Raw genomic sequence first — 19,132 nt, 5'->3', positions numbered from 1 at the left:
CACACCAAATCACGCCTGCGCGACCGGGCGCTCATGCAGCTCGGGAACCATGCCGGCCTCACGCCGCCTTGGCGGCCAGCACCTCCTCGGCCATCTTGCCGGTGAGCTCGGCCATGTGGTCGTGGGCGAAGGTGAAGGTGCCCACCCCGGCGGTCGCCGAGCGGATCTCCACGATCAGGTTCTGGATCTCGCCTTCCGACATGTTGGCGCGCACCGTGTCCCAGCCGGACCAGCCCTCGCGGGCATCGAAGCCCAGGATCTGGCCACGCCGGCCGGAGACGATCTGGTTGACCTTGGAGGTCGCCTCCTGCGGCACGTGGATCTCGACCGCCACGACGGGCTCCAGCAGAACCGGCGAGCACTTCGCCATGCCCTCCGACATGGCGAGCCGGGCGGCCGCCTTGAAGGCCTGCTCGGAGGAATCGACGGTGTGGTAGGAGCCGTCCGTCAGGGTGACCGCGATATCGACCACGGGGAAGCCCAGCGGCCCCCGCTGCATGTATTCGCGCACACCGGCCTCGACCGCGGGGATATACTGCTTGGGCACGACGCCGCCGGAGATCGTGTCGGAGAAGGCGAAGCCCTCGCCGCGCGGCAGCGGGCGGATCTCCAGCACCACGTCGCCGAACTGGCCGTGGCCGCCGGTCTGCTTCTTGTGGCGGCCGCGCTCGGTCACGGATTTGCGGATGGTCTCCTTGTAGGCGATCCGGCGCGGATGGCTCTGCGCGCTGACGCCGTATTTCTCCGCGAGCCGCTCCAGCGCGACGCGCAGATGCATCTCGCCCTGCCCCCAGAGCACGAGCTCCTGGGTATCGGTGTTCTGCTCCACGACGAGCGAGGGATCCTCCTCCACGATGCGGGCGAGCGCCGTGGTGAGCTTCACCTCGTCCTTGCGGTCGTTCACGTCTAGGGCGAGGCCGTAGACCGGCGCCATCGGCACGACGGGGTGGAGCTGGGGGGCGGCGCCCTTCGTGTCCGTGAGCGTATCGCCCGTCGCCACGTCCTCCAGGCGCCCGAGGGCGACCGTGTCCCCGGCGAGCGCCTTGTCGCGCTTCCTCGTCTCCTGCCCCATGAGGGTGAAGAGCCCACCGACACGCCCGTCCTTGCCGGCGCGGCCATAGAGCGTGGCACCGTCGGCGATCTCGCCCTTGAGGACGCGCACCAGGGAGAGCTTGCCGCTGTGGGGCGTGTGGATCGTCTTCAGCACCTGCGCGACGCTGCCGCCGCCCGCGCCGCCATCGAGCCCCAGCCGCTCCGCTGCGCCCTCGACGCCGCAGACCTCATGGCGCAGGGCCTTCATGAGGCGGACAATGCCGTTGCCGTTCTCCGCAGAGCCCAGGAGCACCGGCGTGATCTGCCCCTCCGCGAGTTCGGCGGAGAGATCGTCGAACACCGCGTCGCGCGGCGGCTCGATATCCTCCAGGAGCTGCTCCATCAGCGCGTCGTCATAATCGGCGAGCTTCTCCAGCATGGAGAAGCGGGCCTCCTCCTTGCGCTCCGACAGGTCGCCCGGCAGCTCGATCACCTCGCTGGGGGCGTGCTCGCGATAGAGGAAGGCCCGTTCCAGCGCGAGATCGACGAACCCCGTCACGATGCCGCTCTCCCAGATCGGGATCTGGCGCAGCACGAGCGGCGCGTCGCTCGCCGGCTGGAGATATTCGAGCACGTCGCGGATGCGGCCCGAGGCCTTGTCCACCTTGTTGATGAACACCAGGCGCGGCACGCCGAGCGCGTCGAGCTGCTTCAGGATGAGCTGGATCGCCGGCACCTTCTTGTCGTCCGGCTCGCACACGACCACCGCCGCGTCGCAGCCCGCGAGCACGGCGGCCTGTTCCTGCGCGAACTCGATCGATCCGGGGCAGTCGAGAAAGGTGTAGCTGTCGCCGAGGAAGTCGGTGGAGGCCGCATTGACCTCCACGCTCATGCCGTGGCTGCGCGCCTCCGGGGAGGCGTCCCCGACGGTCGACCCGTCCGCCACGCGACCCTGCCGGCCAATGGCGCCGGTGCGGTAGAGAATGGCATCGAGCAGGGTGGTCTTGCCGCAGAGATAAGGGCCCACGAGTGCGATGCACCGCGGGCCCGCGGCCGGTCTACCGGTCGTTTGGGCCATGGCGGATCCTCCTTCATTGGCGCGTCCGGGCCGTCCGCCTGCTCCCCGCCATCCTGCCGGATGGCCCCGATTGCGGATCTTGCCTCCAGCTCATGGTCGGACTCTTCCCGCATGGATGCAAGAGGCCGTCATGGACGCCGAAGGCCGGGCCCTCGCGCCGGATCCGGAGATCCCGCGGTCACTCCTTGTATTTGAGCGTCATGGTCGCGATGCCGGCGGCGATGTCCAGCCCCGTCTGGGCCTGCACGCTGACCGGCTGGAGCTGGATGGTCTTGTTGTTGCCGCCCACCATCACATTGGCGCCGACACCGACACCGGCCGTCGCTTCCGCGCTCACGCCCGCATAGGTTCCCGCGAGGCTGCCCGCCCCCACACCGCGCGATGGCGCGAAGACGGCCCAGACGATGGTCGTCTCCTGCGTCACGCCGATATCGACGCCGAACTTCTTGACCTTGCCGTGATAGGTCTCGCTCATATCCGAGCCCGCCTTCTTGAAGGTGCAGGTCATCTTCTTGCTGGAGCCCACGAGAAAACCGAACCCGCCATCGACCATGCAGGTCAGCGTCCCGATCTTCACATCCTCCGCGGCGGCCTGCCCGCTGCCGATGGCCATCGCGCCGGCGGCGACGAGTGCTGCAAATCCGACTGTCGCGATCGTCTTCATGAGAATCCGTACCTCCAAATTGTCCCTGGCGCCGTGCCAGAATCAGCGCCGATGATGGCATCGGATGGCATGAGCGCATAGACGGTCTTTGACGCTTCGGCTCAACCGTTCATGCATAATGTTACGTTATCCTGCAAGAATTACTGAGATCGATTGATTCCAGAAACAATACAGAAGATCATCGCCGTGTGCCGCGGGGCATGACGGGAGGCGCCAGGGACAATGCACGATATTCCCGCAGCTTTCGGGTTGGCGTTCGCGCTGCTCGTCTCCGGCGATCCGGACCTGTGGGAGATCGTTCTTCTGTCTCTCCGGGTCAGCCTGACCGCCGTCGCGATTGCTTGCGCGATCGGCCTGCCGCTGGGCGCGGCGCTCGCCGTGTCGCGCTTTCCCGGCCGCATGGGCGTCGTCACGCTTGTCAACGCGCTGATGAGCCTGCCTCCGGTCGTGGTCGGGCTCGGCGTCTATCTCGCGATCTCCAACTCCGGCCCGCTCGGCGTGCTCCAGCTTCTCTACACGCCGGCGGCCATGATCATCGCGCAGACTATACTCGTCGCGCCCATCGTGACCGCGCTCACCCGGCAGGTGGTGGAGGATCTCGCGCGCGAATATGACGAGCACCTGCGCTCGCTGGGCATCGGCTGGGCGGGGCTCGTCTCCACGCTTCTGTGGGATGCGCGCTACAGCCTGATCACCGCCGCGCTGGCGGGCGTCGGCCGGGCGATCGCGGAGGTCGGCGCCGTCATCATCGTCGGCGGCAACATCAACCACGTGACCCGGGTGATGACGACGGCCATCGCGCTGGAGACCTCCAAGGGCGACCTGGCGCTCGCGCTGGCGCTCGGCATCATCCTGATCGCCATCGCCATCGCCATCAACGCGGCCCTGATGGCCCTGCGCGGCACGGCGGGGAGGCTCGCCTATGTCTGAGCCAGCCCTCGCCCTGGACCGCCCCGTCGCACCCGCCGCCCTCGACACGCGCAAGCCTGCGCTCTTTCCCGTCGAGGCGCGCGGGCTCGTGCTCGATATCGACGGCCACCGGCTGATCGACCATGTCGACCTCGCGCTCGACTGCGGCCCGCTGACCGTCATCATGGGCCCGAACGGGGCCGGCAAGAGCCTGCTGCTGCGCCTCCTGCACGGGCTGATCGCGCCGAGCGCCGGCGAGGTCGCCTGGGCCGGGCGACCGGCCGACCGGCAGATCCGCCTGGCGCAGGCCATGGTGTTCCAGCGCCCGATCATCCTGCGCCGCTCGGTCGCGGCCAATATCCGCCACGCGCTGCGCACGCGCGGCATTTCAGGCGCCGCGCTCAAGACACGCATGGGCGAGGTGCTCGCCGCCGCGCGGCTGGAGGCCCGCGCCCACACGCCGGGGCGCGTGCTCTCCGGCGGCGAGCAGCAGAGACTGGCGGTGGCGCGCGCGCTGGCGCTCGAGCCCCGCGTGCTGTTCCTCGACGAGCCGACGGTCAATCTCGACCCGGCCTCCACCGAGATCGTGGAGACCATGGTGTCCGCCGCCCACGAGGCCGGCACGAAGATCGTGCTCATCACCCACGACCGGGCCCAGGCGCGCCGGCTGGCCGACGAGGTCGTGGTCATGCATTCCGGCCGGATCGTGGAGGAAGGCCCCGCCGACCGCGTCTTCGCCGCGCCGGCCTCGCGCGAGGCGCGCGCCTATCTCGCCGGAGAGCTTCTCGTCTAACCGCCATGCAAGAGCCCATATCGAAGGGAGGGACCCCCATGATCCGCAAATTCTGGCTGACAGGCATCGTCGCCGCGGCGCTTGCCGCCGGCACGCTCGCCGGCGGACCGGCACGCGCCGAGGACAAGCCGTTCATCATCGTCCAGTCCACCACATCGACGCAGAATTCGGGCCTGTTCGACGCGATCCTGCCGAAATTCGCCGACGCCTCAGGCATCGAGGTGCGCGTGGTGGCCGTCGGCACGGGCCAGGCGTTGAAGAATGCGCGCAATTGCGATGGCGACGTGCTGCTCGTCCACGCCAAGCCGGCGGAGATGAAATTCGTCGAGGAGGGCTATGGCACCGGGCGCGACGACGTGATGTACAACGACTTCGTGATCGTCGGGCCGAAGGACGATCCGGCAGGCATCAAGGGCATGAAGGACGCGCCGAAGGCCCTCTCGACGATCGCCGGGGCCAAGGCGCCCTTCGCCTCGCGCGGCGACGATTCGGGAACCAACAAGAAGGAGCTGGCGCTCTGGACGGAGAGCGATGTCGACCCCAAGGCGGCCAGCGGCTCCTGGTATCGCGAGACCGGCTCCGGCATGGGCGCCACGCTCAACACGGCCGCCGGCATGAACGCCTATACGATGAGCGACCGGGCGACCTGGATCGCCTTCAAGAACAAGGCGGACCTGGAGATCCTTGTCGAGGGCGACCCCAATCTCTTCAACCAGTACGGCGTGATCCCGGTCAATCCGGAGAAGTGCCCGAACGTCAAGACAAAGCTCGGCAAGACCTTCATCGACTGGCTGATCGGGCCGGAAGGCCAGAAGGAGATCGCCGCCTACACGGTGGACGGCCAGCAGCTCTTCTATCCCAACGCCAAGAAGGAAGGTAGCTGAGTTTCCTTTGCCCCCGACCGGGCCGGGGCGGCCGACCGCCATTTCGGTCGCCCCATTTTTCTCCGCCGGTCGGAACGACACGGGAGGGCAGGCGATGACCGGTCGGATACTGGGAGCACTGATCGTCTTGGCAGGACTGGCAAACGCCCCGGCGCAGGCGTCGGACGACACCGTCGTGCTGTTCGCCGCCGGCAGCCTCAAGGCGGCGCTCGGCGCCGTCGCGGAGGCCTTCGCGGATGAGTACGGCACGCCCGTCGAGGCGCGCTTCGGGCCGTCCGGCCTGATGCGCGAGCGCATCGAGGGCGGCGAGGCGGCCGGCCTGTTCGCCTCGGCCAGCATGAAGCATCCCCTGGCGCTCAGGGCGGCGGGTCGCGGCGGGCCGGTAGCGCTGTTCGCCCGCAACAGGCTGTGCGCCATCGTCCAGCCGGAGGTGGAGACCACGACGGACACGCTGCTCGACACGCTCCTCGATCCCGAGATCCGGCTCGGCACCTCCACGCCGAAGGCCGACCCCTCCGGCGACTATGCCTGGGCGCTGTTCGACAAGGCCGAAGCCCTCGTCCCCGGCGCCGCGGACGTGCTGAAGGCAAAGGCGCTGAAACTCACCGGAGGGCGCAACAGCGCGGCCGCGCCGGAGGGCCGCAACACCTATGGCTGGGTCATGGAGGAGGGCAAGGCGGATGTCTTCCTCACCTATTGCACCAATGCCCGCCTCGCCAAGGCCGAGGTGCCGGCGCTCGGGATCGTCGATATCGCGGAGGCGCTGGCGGTCGGCGCGGAATACGGGCTGATCGTGCTCGACGGCGCGCCGCCGGGCGCTTCCCGCCTCGCCCTGTTCATCCTCTCGCCCGAAGGCCAGCGCATCCTGGACGGCTTCGGCTTCTCCGTCGGCGCGATCCCCGCCGATGCGATGTCCAAGGGCGGCTGAGCCGGCTCACGGGCCGTTATAGCGCACCGTCCCGAGCCCCGAGACGTCGTAGCCGCCGAGCTCGGCGGCACGTTCCGCGAAGCGGGCGGAGCGCGCGAATGTCATGAGCGCCTGCAAGGGCGGCTCGAAATAGGCGGACCGCCAGATGGCGAGGTCGTAGCGCTCCTCCACGAGAGGCACGAAATCCAGCCGGAAGGGCCGGGCCGCCGCGGCGATGGCGAAACCAGCATCCGCCTTGCCCTCCGCCACGGCGGCGGCGACCTCGATCTCGGTGAGCGCCGGCGTCTCGATGGGGGCGACGGTCGCGGGGTCGAGACCCGCCTCGGCGATGAGCCGCTTGAACAGCAGCGCGGCGCCCGCCTCCTGCTGGCGGCCGGCGAAGCGGTGGCCCCGGAGGTCGGCGAGCGTCCTGATGCCCAGCGGATTGCCCGGCGCCACGATCAGCCCCTGGCTGCGGCGCGCCCATTCCACGGCGACCACCGGCTGGCCGGGCATCATGCGGGTGAGATGGCGCGTGTTCCAGGCGTCCTCGCCGTCCTCGCGGATGTGGATGCCCGCCGCGATGGCCTCGCCGCGGGCGAGCCGGCGCAGGCCGTCGAGACTGCCGCCGAAATTGACCGCGATGCCCGACCCCGCCTCGCGCAGCGCCCAGTCGAGCAGCGGGTCGTGGCTGCCCGCGCAGACCGGCGGGCGCTCGCGCAGGGCGTCCACGCCGCCGGAATATTCGCTGTGCTGGATCAGCCAGGCATCGATGAGCGCGCGCGGGAACAACAGCTTGCCCGTCACCCGCACGCAAGGGATGGCGGAGGAGGAGGCCAGGTCGTAGACCTTGCGCTCCTTGATGCGGAGCAGCTCGGCCACCTCCCTCGTCGTCATGAGCTCCGGCCCGGTCACGCCTTTCCTCCCTTGTCCTCGCCAGAAGGGGACGCGGACGGCCGCCGCCGCTCTCAAGCCCCTATTTCAGGCTGCCGCAGAAGCGCTGGATACGGGTGCAGGCCTCCTCCAGCGCCTCCGTCGCCGTGGCGTAGGAGATGCGGAAGAAGGGCGACAGCCCGAAGGCCGCCCCGTGCACCACGGCCACGCCCTCGGCTTCCAGGAGCTCGCGGGCGAAATCCTCGTCCGTTGCGATCTTCGCCCCCGACGGCGCCGTCTTGCCGATGGTTCCCTCGCAGGAGGGATAGACATAGAAGGCGCCCTCCGGCGTCGGGCAGGTGAGCCCGTTCGCCTGGTTCAGCATGGAGACGACGAGGTCGCGGCGCTCCTTGAACACCTTGTTGTGCTCGGCGATGAAGCCCTGCGGCCCGTTGAGCGCCTCGACCGCCGCCCACTGGCTGACGCTCGATGGGTTGGAGGTCGACTGCGACTGGATCTTGCGCATGGCCGCGATCAGGGGCTCGGGCCCGCCGGCGAAGCCGATCCGCCAGCCGGTCATGCAATAGGCCTTCGACACGCCGTTGATGGTGAGCGTGCGCTCCATGAGCCGCGGCTCGACCTGCGCCGGGGTCACGAAGGTGAAGTCGTCATAGACCAGGTGCTCGTACATGTCGTCGGTCATGACCCAGACATGCTCGTGGCGCATGAGCACATCGGTCAGGCTTTTGAGCTCGTCGCGGGTATAGGCCGCGCCGCTCGGATTGGAGGGCGAGTTGAAGATGAGCCACTTGGTCTTCGGCGTGATCGCCTTTTCCAGTGCCTCCGGCTTCAGCTTGAAATTGTCCTCCAGCCGCGCCTCCGCGAAGACCGGCGTGCCGCCGGCGAGCAGCGCCATGTCGGGATAGCTGACCCAGTAGGGGGTCGGGACCACCACCTCGTCGCCAGGGTTCAGCGTCGCCATCAGCGCATTGTAGATGACCTGCTTGCCGCCGGTGCCCACCGAGATCTGGGAGGGCGTGTAGTCGAGGCCGTTATCGCGCTTGAACTTGGCGACGATCGCCTCTTTCAGCTCGGGAATTCCGTCGACGGCGGTGTATTTCGTCTCGCCGCGGCGGATCGCGTCGATGGCGGCGTCCTTGACGTTGTCCGGCGTGTCGAAATCGGGCTCGCCCGCCCCAAGCCCGATGACGTCGCGGCCGGCGGCCTTCAGCTCGCGCGCCTTCTGGGTCACGGCAATGGTCGGCGATGGCTTGATACGGCTAAGCGAGTCGGCAATGAACCCCATGATGTCTCGTCCTTCCCATGACAATGCGGCCAGGCGGGGCGCAAACTAGCGCGGAGACCGGACAATCGCAATTGACTTTGGCGCTCGAAGCGGGACAGTGGCCGCCATGACCACCGCGCCCAAGGGATCCTCCGACACGCCCGTCCTCGTCGCCGGCGGCGGCATTGCCGGCCTCGCCGCAGCGCTCGCGCTCGCCCGCCGCGACCGCCCCGTCCATGTCTTCGAGGCGGCACCCGCCTTCGAGGAGGTCGGGGCGGGCCTTCAGCTCGGCCCCAATGCGGTGCGCGCGCTCGACCGGCTGGGCGCGCTCGACCGGGTGCTGCCGGCGACCGTCGCGCCGGAGGCGATCCTCATCCGCGACGGACGCAATGGCCAAATCCTTGCGCGCATCCCGCTCGGTCCCGAATTCGAGGCCCGGTTCGGCGCGCCCTACCGTGTCGTCCATCGCGCCGATCTCCTGCACGGCCTGGTCGAGACTTGCCGCGCGGTGCCGGAAATCGCGCTGTCGACGGGCACCGCGCTCGACCGGTTCGACGAGGACGCGGCGGGCGTGACGGCCTCATTCGCCGACGGGTCGACGGCAGCCGGCCGGGCGCTTGTCGGGGCCGACGGCATACGCTCCGCGGTGCGCCGGCAGCTCCTGGACGATGGCGGGCCGGATTTCTCCGGCCACATTCTCTACCGCGCGCTCGCCCCCATGAAGGACGCGCCGGAGGCCGCGTCCGGCACGGTCGTCACGCTCTGGCTCGGCCCCGGCGGCCATGTGGTGCACTATCCGGTGAGCGCCGGCAGGAAGCTCAATATCGTCGCCGCCTTCGACGGCAACTGGCACGAGAGCGGCTGGAGCGCGCCGGGATCGCCGCGCGCCCTCCTGGAGGCCTTCCGCTGGGCGCATGCCGACCTTCGCGCCGTGCTCGAGGCGCCGCGCCGCTGGCTCAAATGGGCCGGGGCCGACCGCGCGCCGGCGGAGCGCTGGAGCCGGGGTCGCGTCACGCTCATCGGCGACGCCGCCCATGCCGTGCTGCCCTATCTGGCGCAGGGCGCGGCGATGGCGCTCGAGGACGCGGTCGTGCTCGGCGAGGCGGCAGGCGAAGCCGGCGCGGACCTGCCGGACGCCTTCGCCGCCTACGAGGCGGCCCGGCATGCGCGCACCGCCAAGCTGCGCAGCGAAAGCCGGCGGCACGGGCGCGCCTACCACCTCTCCGGCCCGCTCCGCATCGCCCGCGACCTCGTGGTCCGGCGCATGGGCGGCGCGCGCGGCCTCGACCGCATGACCTGGCTCTATCGCTGGCCCTGAGGGGCCGCCCCGGTCACGGGGAAGGGCTGTTTGTGTCGTTACCCCCTCACCCTCCCATCGCTTACGCAATGGGCCCCTCCCTCTCCCGCGAGGGGAGAGGGAAAATGAGGCGGCACGGCTTGCGGCCCCTCTCCCCTTGCGGGAGAGGGTGGCGTGCGAAGCGCGCCGGGTGAGGGGGTGTGAGTCCACGGCACACATCGGCGCCCCGCGATGCTCAAACATCCATCGAAGCGTCTGCGGGCGGTGGCCGCTTCCCCGTCCGGGGGCCGTCGTGGGATAATGCACACCTTGCCCCTGGCAGCGGAGCGGCCCCATGACGAGCCTCGACCCCCATCTCGATATCCCGGCCTCGGCGCTTGCCGACCGGTCGCGCATGCTGATCGTCGCCGCGCTCATGGACGGGCGCGCCTATACGGCCAAGGAGCTCGCCTATCGCGCGGGCATCTCGCCCCAGACGGCGAGCTTCCATCTCCAGAGGCTCTCCGATGCCGGCCTCATCCTGTGCCATCCCCAGGGGCGGCACCGCTATTACCGCCTCGCCGGGGAGGATGTCGCCGCGGCGATAGAGACCATGATGACCATCGCCCCGCGCGAGCATCTGAAACGCCAGCCAATGCGCGCGGGCTGCGAGATCGCCTTCGCGCGGTCCTGCTACGACCATCTCGCCGGCGCGCTCGGCGTGGCGCTCGCCGAGCGGATGAGCGATATGGGCGCCGTCCTCTCCCATGGGCGGGACTTCGCGCTGACGCCGCGCGGCCTCCATCTCGCCCGCGACATCGGGCTCGACCCCGACGGGCTGGCCCGCCCGGGCCGGCCGATGATCCGGCACTGCCTCGACTGGACCGAGCGGCGCTTCCATTTCGCCGGCAGCCTCGGCAAGGGGCTGCTCGGCCATTTCCTCGCGGAGAACTGGCTCCGCCGCGGCGACGGGACGCGCGCCCTCGCGGTCACGGCGAAGGGGCAGCAGCTGTTCAAGACCGTCTTCGAGATCGACACGGACGCGCTCGCGGGCGAAAGCGCGGCACGGCGCGAGGCGGGCTAGACGCTTCCCGACATGTCCGGCATCGGGCGTCCAGACCGAAGCCCTCCTTCTCTCGTCATGCCCGGGCTTGTCCCGGGCATGACGAACGGGATATGAACCCGATTGAGCCCGCAGCACCCTGAACGCCGCTCGGTCCCGGCCCTCCCGCGCTCACCTCATCGTGTCCAGATGGCGCAGCCAGTTTTCGTCCGCCGCGGCCCGGCGGCCGGGCCGGCGCCAGTCGAGGCGGATGCCGATATCGCGCAGCACGCGCTCGTCGCAGGCCTCCAGCATGATGAGCGTCCGCCGCCTGCGCCGGTACCCGACAATGGCGGCGACGAGACGCCCATACCATGCCGCCACCCTGCCATGCCGCTTGCGGGTCTGTGTCGCTGTCACCGTCATCCTGCGCTCCATCGGGTTTCGGAAAGGAGCTGCATCCTCCCGGATCGCCGGGGTCCGCGCACTCCGTCCCTTGCTGTCCAATCCAGTCTTAGGCGCAAGGCGGGCCGCGTTCACCGTGGATCGCTTCCATGGTTGTCTTACGGTCCGCCCGGTGCTCCGATAGCCACACGCAGAGAACACCGGAGGATGCCCGATGACCGCCCGTTCCATGCCCTTTCCGCCGTCCCTCCAGGCCCGCCTCGACCGCGACGGCCCGGTCCGCGTGGGGCTGGTGGGGGCCGGCAAGTTCGGCTCCATGTTCCTGTCGCAGGTGCCGTCCTCGCCCCATATCGGGCTCGTCGCCATCGCCGATCTCGACGTGGAGCGGGCGCGCGGGGCCTGCCGCGCGGTGGGCTGGGAGGAGGAGCGCATCGCCGCGACGGCGTTCCTGGAGGACGGCGCCGCGCTTGCCGCGCGCGACGATGTGGAGGTGGTGATCGAGGCGACCGGGCATCCCGCCGCCGGCATCGCCCATGCGCGCGCGGCCATCGCCGCGGGGCGCCATATCGTCATGGTGAATGTGGAGGCCGACGTGCTGGCCGGGCCGCTGCTCGCCGCGGAGGCGGCGGAGGCCGGCGTCGTCTATTCCATGGCCTATGGCGACCAGCCGGCGCTCGTCGCCGAGCTCGTCGACTGGGCCAGGCTCACGGGCTTCGAGGTCGTCGCCGCCGGCAAGGGCACGAAGTACCTGCCGGCCTTCCATGCCTCCACCCCCGACACGGTGTGGGACCATTACGGGCTGACGGCTCAGCAGGCCGCGCGCGCCGGCATGAACCCGCAAATGTTCAACTCCTTCCTCGACGGCACGAAGTCGTCCATCGAGATGGCGGCCATCGCCAATGCCTGCGGGCTCGCCTGCCCCGGGAACGGGCTCGGCTTCCCGCCCTGCGGCGCCGAGGATCTCCAGACCGTGCTCAGGCCCCGCGAGGCAGGCGGCGTGCTGGCGGGCAAGGGCATGGTGGAGGTCGTCTCCTCGCTCGAGCGCGACGGGCGCGAGGTCGAGCGCGCCCTGCGCTGGGGCGTCTATGTCGTCTTCGAGGCGCCGAACGACTATGCCGCCGCCTGCTTCCGGCAATATGGCCTGAAGACCGACCCGACCGGGCGCTACGCCGCGCTCTACAGGCCGTATCACCTGATCGGGCTGGAGCTCGGCATCTCCGTCGTGCGCGCGGCGGTCGACGGCGCGGCGACGGGGGCCACGCGCGACTGGACGGGCGACGTGGTGGCCGTCGCCAAGCGCGACCTCTCAGCAGGCGAGACACTCGACGGGGAGGGCGGCTTCACCGTCTGGGGCAAGCTCGTGCCGTCGGAACGCTCGCGCGGGCTCGATGCGCTGCCTATCGGCCTCGCCCACGGTGTCCGGCTCGGCCGCGATATTCCCGCCGGCGGGACCGTCACCGCGGGCGACCTTGCCGAGAGCCCGTCGGGCCAGGCGTGGGACACTCGCCGGGCCATGGTCCAGAGGTTTTCTTAACTTACTGTTTACGCTGTCAAAATCTGGCCCCAAAGAGTCCAGACCGTTCCCACAATCCCACTCATTTGTGGCCTCGATTGTCCTGTTTCATGGAAGCGTTCGACGGAACCATCTCCAGCCACGGGACGAGCTGCCATGACACGATCGGCAAGAGGACACACAGGATCACCCGCCCGGCGCCTCAGGCGCGCGCTCATTCTGCTTCTCGCCGGCGCCTGGCTCTCCGCGGCGGCGCTTCCCGCCGCTGCCGCGGACACGTCCCCTGCCACCGTCGCCGGCAGCCATGCCGCGGCCGCCGCGCAGCCCGCCGAGACGGACAGGGCGGATGCGGCGCGCAAGATGCTCAGCCAGTCGCAGGCGCGCGCCCAGGCGCTCGCGGTGCGCGACGATCCGCGCGTCGCCTTCGCCATGCTGCTGTCGCTGTTCGGGGTGGCCGCCGCGCTCACCGGCGTCTTCTGGCGCCAGTCCGGCACCGGCCGGCGCAAGGAGGACGATGCTTCCGGGGACAGGCCCGAGCGCCATCTCGGCGAATAGCGGCCCGGACAAAAAAAGGGGTCCCGAAGGACCCCATCTGCGCTCGGTGGAAGCTACTCTATCGGGCGCAAAGACGAATTGGGTTCCGGGGAAATCGGCGCCCCCTCTCTTTCAGAATGGGAAAGGAGAGAGGGCGCCCCCGGTCGATTACAACTATGAAGAGCCATGACGACGGAGACCAGTCACAAACCTGCATCACCGCGCTGCATAAATGGACCCCCCTCCCTGGAGGGTGCTCCACTATTGGCGAACGGGCTGGACCTTGCCGGAACCTTTGGCACAATCGGCCTCGGGCCGAATCATCCGCCCGTCCCTGTCGCCAAGGAGCCCCGTTGCGCCCATGAAGCTCTCCGCACCGACCTTTCCCGTCTTCCTGATCTCGCTCGTCCTGACGGCGCTGGCCGTGGCGAGCCTCTATACGCATATCCCGCTGGTCGCGGGCCACGCCTTCTGGTTCGCCGTCGGCGGCTATGTGCTCCTCGCGCTCGGCAACATCCTGCGCGGCTGGTAGGGGGCCCGTCCGATCGAACCGGCGCCGGCCCTCTCCCCCACCCGGCCACCCATGACGTCACGATCCCGTGGGTGGCCGGGTGGGGGAGAGGGCCGGTGCCGTTCTAAACGCTAGGACTCATGGGGCAGCCTTCGCGCGCCCTGCCGGCAGCGGACGCTTGCCCTATATTGTCGCCACGGGGGTGACCGGCGAGCCGACGGAGCCGGGCAGCCTGAGCGGCGGCGCGGTGAGCAGGAAGCGCGAGCGGCCGGCCTCGCGCAGACTGGCGGCCAGCTCGTCCAGATACCACAGCTCGCCCAGATGGATGCCGAGCTTGAACAGGCAGAGCTCGTGGAGCGGCAGGCCGGCGCAGGGGACCTCGCCGGTGCGGGCGGGATAGTGCTCCACGGCGTAATTGTCCGCCGCGATCACGCTGATGCCGGATGAGCGGATCCAGTCATGGAGCCCCTCGTCGCGCCCGTCGAGCGCGGCGCAGGCCTCGTGCAGCCGCTCCGCGTCGGGCTCGCCGCCCATCGCCAGCACCTCTCCGGCAAAGCCCGTATAAAGCACCAGCATGTCGCCGGGCTCGACCGTCACGCCGTCCGCGGCCATGATGTCGAGCAGCGTGTCGCGGCCGACGAGCGTGCGGCCCCGGCCGAGATGCCTCTCCAGATCCACCATGACGGCGCGGCCCTGGACGCCGGTCCGGGCCATGTTCTCGATGCCGAGCGCATGCGCGCGCACGCCCTCCACCGCATCGTGGCCGTGATGGAGCGCCGCGCCCTCCACATGCTCGCCCGCGCGGTAGCCATTGTAGTAGACGCCCTCCGCGACGCCGTCGCCATCGGCGTCGAAATGCGAGCCGACATGGGCGAGCGCGTCCCACTGGGTCGAATACTGGGTATAGAGTAGGACCGCGTCGTCGCTGACGAGGTCGGTCGCGCCGGGCACGTCCTTTCCCAGCGGATAGTTGAAATTGGCCTGCTCGCCCCGCTCGGCGGCGAAATGGCGCGGCGGCCTGCGCAGCCTGTTGAGCACGTTGCCGCCCGGATAGTCGAGCGGCAGGCTGAGGCAGAAGGAGCGTCCGTCGCGCACCTCCGCAATGCCGTCGAGCACCTTTTGCGGCGTGAGGAGATTGAGCCGGCCGATCTGGTCGTCGGCGCCGAACTCGCCCCAGTTGGAGCCCTCCGGCCTGTTGGTCCACCTCATGGGCCTTCCCCCTTTTCAGTTTCCGTGCGATGCGGCCGCGAGAAGGCCGCTGGCGATGATGAGCTTCTGGACCTCGGTCGTGCCCTCATAGATGCGCAACGCCCGGATCTCGCGATAGAGGCTTTCCACCGGCATGCCGACCGTCACGCCGAGCCCGCCGAAGAGCTGGACGGCGCGGTCGATCACGCCCTGGGCCTGCTCGGTGGCGAAGAGCTTCGCCATCGCCGCCTCGCGCGAGGTGCGCGCGCCCGTCGTGTCCTTCACCCAGGCGGCGCGGTAGACGAGGAGGGCGGAGGCCTCGATGGCGGTCGCCATGTCGGCGATCTTGTCCTGCGTCATCTGGTAGTCGGCCAGCGCGCGCCCGCCGATCCTGCGGGCGGCGGCCCGCTTCAGCGCTTCGTCCAGCGCGCGGCGGGCAAGGCCCACGGCGGAGGCGCCGACGCTGGACCGGAAGACGTCCAGCACGCTCATGGCGATCCTGAAGCCGTCGCCCGGCGCGCCGATCATGGCCGAGGCCGGGACGCGGCACTCGTCGAAGCGCAGGGTTCCCAGCGGATGCGGCGCGATGACGGGAATGCGCTCGATGACGGAGAGGCCGGGCGCATCCGCCTCCACCACGAAGGCGGAGAGGCCGCGCGCCCCGTCCGCCTCGCCGGTGCGCGCGAAGACGACGTACTGGTGGGCGAGATCGGCGTTGGAGATCCAGGTCTTCTCGCCGTTGAGCACATAGGCGTCGCCGTCGCGCCGCGCGGCCATCTCCATCTCGCCCGGATTGGAGCCCGCGCCCTCCTCCGACAGGGCGAAGGCGGCGATGCGCGTGCCGTCCATGACGCCCCGGAGATAGCGCTCGCGCTGGTCGGGCGTGCCGAACAGCGTGATCGCCGCGCTGCCGAGCCCCTGCATGGCGAAGGCGAATTCGCCGAGGCCGGAGCGCCTTGCCAGCATGTCGCGGGCGAGACAGATGCTGCGCGCATCGAGCCGCCCGTCGAGCGACGCCGCCAGCCTCAGCCACCCCGCCTCACCGAGCCGCGCGACGAATTGCGGCGTGAGCGCATAGACATCGCCGCCCGCATGCTCCTGCGCGACAAGGTCGTCGAGCGCGCTGTCCGCCCAGTCCCCGAGCGCCCGGAGCGCGCGGTGGCGCTCGTCGAAAAACGGCCAGTGCAGCATCTCGTCGAACATCAGGGGCGGTCCTCCTCAGGCGTTGTCCGTGTCCGCTCCGCAGCCCAGTCGCGCAGCACGTTGCGCAGAATCTTCGCACCATTGGCGCTGTGGACGCGCGGCAATTCGTCGACGGCGAACAGGCGGGCGGGCACCTTGAAGCGGGCGAGGCGCTTGGCGCAGAACGCGCGCAGCGCCTCCTCGTCCGCCGGCGCCTGCGCCGTTTCCACGAAGGCGACCGCCTTGCCGGCGAGCGCGCCGGAGCCCGCCACGACGGCGCAGGCCTTCACGGCCGGGTGGGTCTCCAGATGCGCCTCGATCTCGGCGGGCGAGACCAGGAAGCCCCCGAGCCTCAGCGCGTCGCCGCCGCGCCCGACGAAGACGAAACCGCCATCGCCCGTCGTATAGCCGAGATCGCCGGTGCGGAAATAGCCGTCCGCCGCGATCGCCTCGCGCGTCGCCTCCGCGTTCCCGAAATAGCCGACCATGCGCGTTGGCGAGAGGATTTCCAGCATGCCCGTCTCCCCGTCGGCGAGCGTTTCGCCCGTCTCCGGATCGACGGCGCGCACGCGTGCGCCCGGCACCACGGGCACGCCGCCGGCGAGCGTTCGGCGTTCGGGATCGTCGCGCGGCTGGACGGCGAACAGGGCATGGGTCTCGCTCATGCCGAACAGGCCGACCATGGCGAGCCCCTTCGCATCCGCCGCCTCCACGATGCCGGGCTCGCCGGAGAACCGGGCAAAGCCGCAGAAGCGCACCGTCTGGAAGGCGCGCGCATCCTCCGCCGCCGCGACGAGCCGGGCGATCATCTCGTCGCTCGCATTGAACTGGGTGACGCCGTGGGCCGCGATCAGCCGCACCGCTTCTTGCGCGTCGAACACGGTCTGCAGCACGGCAGGCCGGCCCGCCGCGAACCCCGCAAGCGCCTGGGTGAGGCCGAAGGTGCCGCAGAAGGGCAGGAGCTGGAGAAGCACCGTGCCCGCCTCGCGATAGCCGAGCCCCGTCGCGGCATGGCGGGCATGGGCTGCGAGCGCGCCCTGGCGGTGGAGGACGAATTTCGGTTTCGAGGTCGTGCCCGACGTGGTGAAGATCAGGCAGGGATGGTCCGGGCCGCCCTCGTCGGCCTCGAGCGGCTCAGCCTTCAGGAGGTCGGCGAAGGCGGTGGTCTGCGCGCCCGCAACGAGGGGTGCGCGCGGCGCGTCCCCGACGGTCACCACATGGTCGAGCAAGGCGAGCGCGGCGGGCGCGACGCCGGCGAGGATGCCTGCGAAATCGATATTCCTGAAGCCCGGCCACAGGATGAGCGCGCGGCAGCCGGACCGCCCGACAATGTCCTCCACCTCGGCGCTGCGGAAGCGCGTATTGACGGACACCGCGACGGCGCCGAGGCGGGCCAGCGCGAGGAAGGCCACCAGCCAGTCGGGCGTGTTGGGCAGCCAGATCGCCACCCGGTCGCCGCGCGCGATGCCGAGGCGGGCGAGCCCGCCCGCCACGCGCCGGCTCGCCTCGGATATCTCGCCATAGGTGATTGTCCGGCCGTCATGGACGAGCGCGGCGGCGTGCCCGTCGGCGGCATCGACCAAGGCGCCGAGCGCCGTTTCCTCCCCGTGAGGCATCCTCTCCTCCCCGTCTGCCCTGTCCGGTTCACGCACCTTGCAGGGCGAGCGCCCCGGTGTCTTCTTGCTTTTTCGATCCTGCCCCGGCCCGCTCCCCCACCCGGCCACCCACGGAATTATGATCTCATGGGTGGCCGGGTGGGGGAGCGGGCCGGCGCCGTCGGGATATGGTCCCCCATCTCCTAGCCCGACGCCGCGGCGAGCGCGGCGGGGAGCGTCTCCTCCAGGAGATCGAGATCGGCCGGGGTGCCGGCGCTGATCCGGATGCAGCGGTCGAGCGGCGCGACGCCCGGCATGCGCACGAAGATGTCGCGCGCGACGAGCTCGGCGAGGACGCGGCGGGCGAAATCGCCGTCGCGGCCGCAATCGATGGCGACGAAATTCGCCGCCGACGGCAGGGCGTCCAGCCCGTTCGCCTCCGCAATGGCCGCGATGCGCCTGCGCGCGGCGGCGACCTCCGCGATCACATGGGCGAGCCAGCCCCGGTCGGCGAGCGCGGCGAGCGCCCCGGCCTGGGCGATGCGGTTCACGCCGAAATGGTTGCGGATCTTGTCGAAATTCGCGACGACCGAGGCCTCGCCGATGGCATAGCCGATGCGCGCGCCCGCCATGCCATAGGCCTTGGAGAAGGTGCGGAAGCGCAGAACCTTCGGATTGTCCACATCGATGGGCGCCAGCGCGCCGTCGGGCGCGAACTCGCAATAGGCCTCGTCGAGGCACAGGAGCGTGCCGTCGGGCACCGCGTCGATGAGATCGGAGACGGTCTCGCGCGGCCACCATGTGCCCATCGGATTGTCCGGATTGGCGAAATAGAGGAGGCGGGCCTCCTCGCGCCGGGCGAGATCGGCGAGCGCGTCCGGGTCCTCGCGGTCGTCGCGATAGGGCACCGTCGCGAGCCGGCCGCCGAACCCGGCCACATGGAAGTTGAAGGTGGGATAGGCGCCCTTCGACGTGACGATGGCCACGCCCGGCTCGGTGACGAGCCTGACCGTGTAGCCGAGCAGGCCGTCGATCCCCTCGCCCACCGCGACATTCTCCGGCGCGACGCCGTGATGGCGGGCGAGCGCCTGCTTCAGGTCGAAATTCTCCGGATCGCAATATTTCCAGACCCCGGCCGCCGCCTCGCCCATCGCCTCGATGGCGGCGGGCGACGGGCCGAAGACATTCTCGTTGGCGCCGATGCGGGCGCGGAAGGGCTTGCCCCGCGCGCGCTCCTGCGTCTCCGGCCCGACAAAGGGCACGGTGGAGGGCAGGGTGTCCACAAGGGCGGTCAGGCGTGGTGTCGTCATGGTCTTCCTCTGGCGGCGAACGGCGACGATTGATCACCAATTCACAGGCCGGGTCAACCGGGTCGCCCCTCGCGCATGCCGGTCGTCGCACGAGGCGACCTGCCGAACCGCCCGGCCCCTCGAACCGTCGATTGACACCCACCCCCCAGTT

18 protein-coding genes are annotated in these 19,132 nt (G+C 70.0%); 9 read left to right on the top strand and 9 right to left on the bottom strand.

Annotation, left to right across the window (positions count from 1 at the left end; genetic code table 11):
• Positions 1 to 58: 58 nt before the first annotated feature.
• Complete coding sequence (locus HW532_RS14175; RefSeq protein ID WP_213161088.1) at positions 59 to 2,110, bottom strand: elongation factor G; 2,052 nt, start codon at positions 2,108 to 2,110, stop codon at positions 59 to 61.
• Positions 2,111 to 2,288: 178 nt separating this feature from the next.
• Positions 2,289 to 2,774, bottom strand: a complete 486-nt coding sequence (locus HW532_RS14170) for a DUF992 domain-containing protein (protein WP_213161087.1) — start codon at positions 2,772 to 2,774, stop codon at positions 2,289 to 2,291.
• 222 nt (positions 2,775 to 2,996) lie between these two features.
• Here HW532_RS14170 and HW532_RS14165 point away from each other — a divergent pair, with 222 nt between their 5' ends.
• The 4 genes from HW532_RS14165 (at position 2,997) to HW532_RS14150 (ending at position 6,288) form a co-directional block, all read left to right on the top strand.
• Positions 2,997 to 3,704 carry an ABC transporter permease gene (locus tag HW532_RS14165; protein ID WP_213161086.1) on the top strand — a complete coding sequence of 236 codons (708 nt, stop codon included), beginning with the start codon at positions 2,997 to 2,999 and terminating at the stop codon, positions 3,702 to 3,704.
• Positions 3,697 to 4,476 (top strand): ATP-binding cassette domain-containing protein, encoded by a 780-nt coding sequence (locus HW532_RS14160; protein ID WP_213161085.1) that lies wholly within the window; start codon positions 3,697 to 3,699, stop codon positions 4,474 to 4,476. The genes HW532_RS14165 and HW532_RS14160 overlap by 8 nt, the downstream gene beginning before the upstream one ends.
• Before the next feature lie 38 nt (positions 4,477 to 4,514).
• Complete coding sequence (locus HW532_RS14155; RefSeq protein WP_213161084.1) at positions 4,515 to 5,360, top strand: ABC transporter substrate-binding protein; 846 nt, start codon at positions 4,515 to 4,517, stop codon at positions 5,358 to 5,360.
• Between the two features lie 94 nt (positions 5,361 to 5,454).
• Positions 5,455 to 6,288: a molybdate ABC transporter substrate-binding protein gene (locus HW532_RS14150; RefSeq protein ID WP_213161083.1), complete on the top strand. Its 834-nt coding sequence runs from the start codon at positions 5,455 to 5,457 to the stop codon at positions 6,286 to 6,288.
• Positions 6,289 to 6,294: 6 nt separating this feature from the next.
• Here the strand turns inward: HW532_RS14150 and HW532_RS14145 are convergent, their stop codons facing one another.
• Both HW532_RS14145 and HW532_RS14140 read right to left on the bottom strand, forming a co-directional pair.
• Positions 6,295 to 7,182 (bottom strand): helix-turn-helix transcriptional regulator, encoded by an 888-nt coding sequence (locus HW532_RS14145; protein ID WP_246479093.1) that lies wholly within the window; start codon positions 7,180 to 7,182, stop codon positions 6,295 to 6,297.
• 61 nt (positions 7,183 to 7,243) lie between these two features.
• Positions 7,244 to 8,446 (bottom strand): pyridoxal phosphate-dependent aminotransferase, encoded by a 1,203-nt coding sequence (locus HW532_RS14140; protein ID WP_213161082.1) that lies wholly within the window; start codon positions 8,444 to 8,446, stop codon positions 7,244 to 7,246.
• A 106-nt stretch (positions 8,447 to 8,552) separates the two neighbouring features.
• Between HW532_RS14140 and HW532_RS14135 the strand changes: the two genes are divergently transcribed.
• Complete coding sequence (locus HW532_RS14135) at positions 8,553 to 9,743, top strand: FAD-dependent monooxygenase (protein WP_213161081.1); 1,191 nt, start codon at positions 8,553 to 8,555, stop codon at positions 9,741 to 9,743.
• A 313-nt stretch (positions 9,744 to 10,056) separates the two neighbouring features.
• Positions 10,057 to 10,785 carry an ArsR/SmtB family transcription factor gene (locus HW532_RS14130; RefSeq protein ID WP_213161080.1) on the top strand — a complete coding sequence of 243 codons (729 nt, stop codon included), beginning with the start codon at positions 10,057 to 10,059 and terminating at the stop codon, positions 10,783 to 10,785.
• Between the two features lie 150 nt (positions 10,786 to 10,935).
• Here the strand turns inward: HW532_RS14130 and HW532_RS14125 are convergent, their stop codons facing one another.
• Positions 10,936 to 11,169 carry a YjiS-like domain-containing protein gene (locus tag HW532_RS14125; protein ID WP_213161079.1) on the bottom strand — a complete coding sequence of 78 codons (234 nt, stop codon included), beginning with the start codon at positions 11,167 to 11,169 and terminating at the stop codon, positions 10,936 to 10,938.
• Between the two features lie 193 nt (positions 11,170 to 11,362).
• Between HW532_RS14125 and HW532_RS14120 the strand changes: the two genes are divergently transcribed.
• The 3 genes from HW532_RS14120 (at position 11,363) to HW532_RS14110 (ending at position 13,727) form a co-directional block, all read left to right on the top strand.
• Positions 11,363 to 12,682 carry an NAD(P)H-dependent oxidoreductase gene (locus HW532_RS14120; protein ID WP_246479091.1) on the top strand — a complete coding sequence of 440 codons (1,320 nt, stop codon included), beginning with the start codon at positions 11,363 to 11,365 and terminating at the stop codon, positions 12,680 to 12,682.
• Between the two features lie 135 nt (positions 12,683 to 12,817).
• Entirely contained in the window at positions 12,818 to 13,216 is a 399-nt protein-coding gene (locus tag HW532_RS14115; protein WP_213161078.1) for a hypothetical protein, read from the top strand.
• 340 nt (positions 13,217 to 13,556) lie between these two features.
• Positions 13,557 to 13,727 carry a hypothetical protein gene (locus HW532_RS14110; protein ID WP_213161077.1) on the top strand — a complete coding sequence of 57 codons (171 nt, stop codon included), beginning with the start codon at positions 13,557 to 13,559 and terminating at the stop codon, positions 13,725 to 13,727.
• Between the two features lie 162 nt (positions 13,728 to 13,889).
• Here the strand turns inward: HW532_RS14110 and HW532_RS14105 are convergent, their stop codons facing one another.
• The 4 genes from HW532_RS14105 to HW532_RS14090 all read right to left on the bottom strand — a co-directional run bounded on the left by HW532_RS14105 (position 13,890) and on the right by HW532_RS14090 (position 18,981).
• Positions 13,890 to 14,915 (bottom strand): cyclase family protein, encoded by a 1,026-nt coding sequence (locus tag HW532_RS14105; protein ID WP_213161076.1) that lies wholly within the window; start codon positions 14,913 to 14,915, stop codon positions 13,890 to 13,892.
• Positions 14,916 to 14,930: 15 nt separating this feature from the next.
• The gene (locus tag HW532_RS14100) at positions 14,931 to 16,097 is read right to left on the bottom strand and encodes an acyl-CoA dehydrogenase family protein (RefSeq protein WP_213161075.1); all 1,167 of its coding nucleotides are present in this window, start codon (positions 16,095 to 16,097) and stop codon (positions 14,931 to 14,933) included.
• Positions 16,097 to 17,692, bottom strand: coding sequence for an AMP-binding protein (locus tag HW532_RS14095; protein ID WP_213161074.1), 1,596 nt, complete (start codon positions 17,690 to 17,692; stop codon positions 16,097 to 16,099). Before HW532_RS14095 ends, HW532_RS14100 begins: the two co-directional genes overlap by 1 nt.
• 182 nt (positions 17,693 to 17,874) lie before the next feature.
• Positions 17,875 to 18,981 carry a pyridoxal phosphate-dependent aminotransferase gene (locus HW532_RS14090; RefSeq protein WP_213161073.1) on the bottom strand — a complete coding sequence of 369 codons (1,107 nt, stop codon included), beginning with the start codon at positions 18,979 to 18,981 and terminating at the stop codon, positions 17,875 to 17,877.
• Between the last annotated feature and the right edge of the window lie 151 nt (positions 18,982 to 19,132).

Origin of the sequence: Kaustia mangrovi (genome assembly GCF_015482775.1) — a bacterium.
GTDB lineage: Bacteria > Pseudomonadota > Alphaproteobacteria > Rhizobiales > Im1 > Kaustia > Kaustia mangrovi.
Note: the sequence above shows the minus strand (reverse complement) of the source record. Positions and strands in the feature narration are given on the sequence as shown.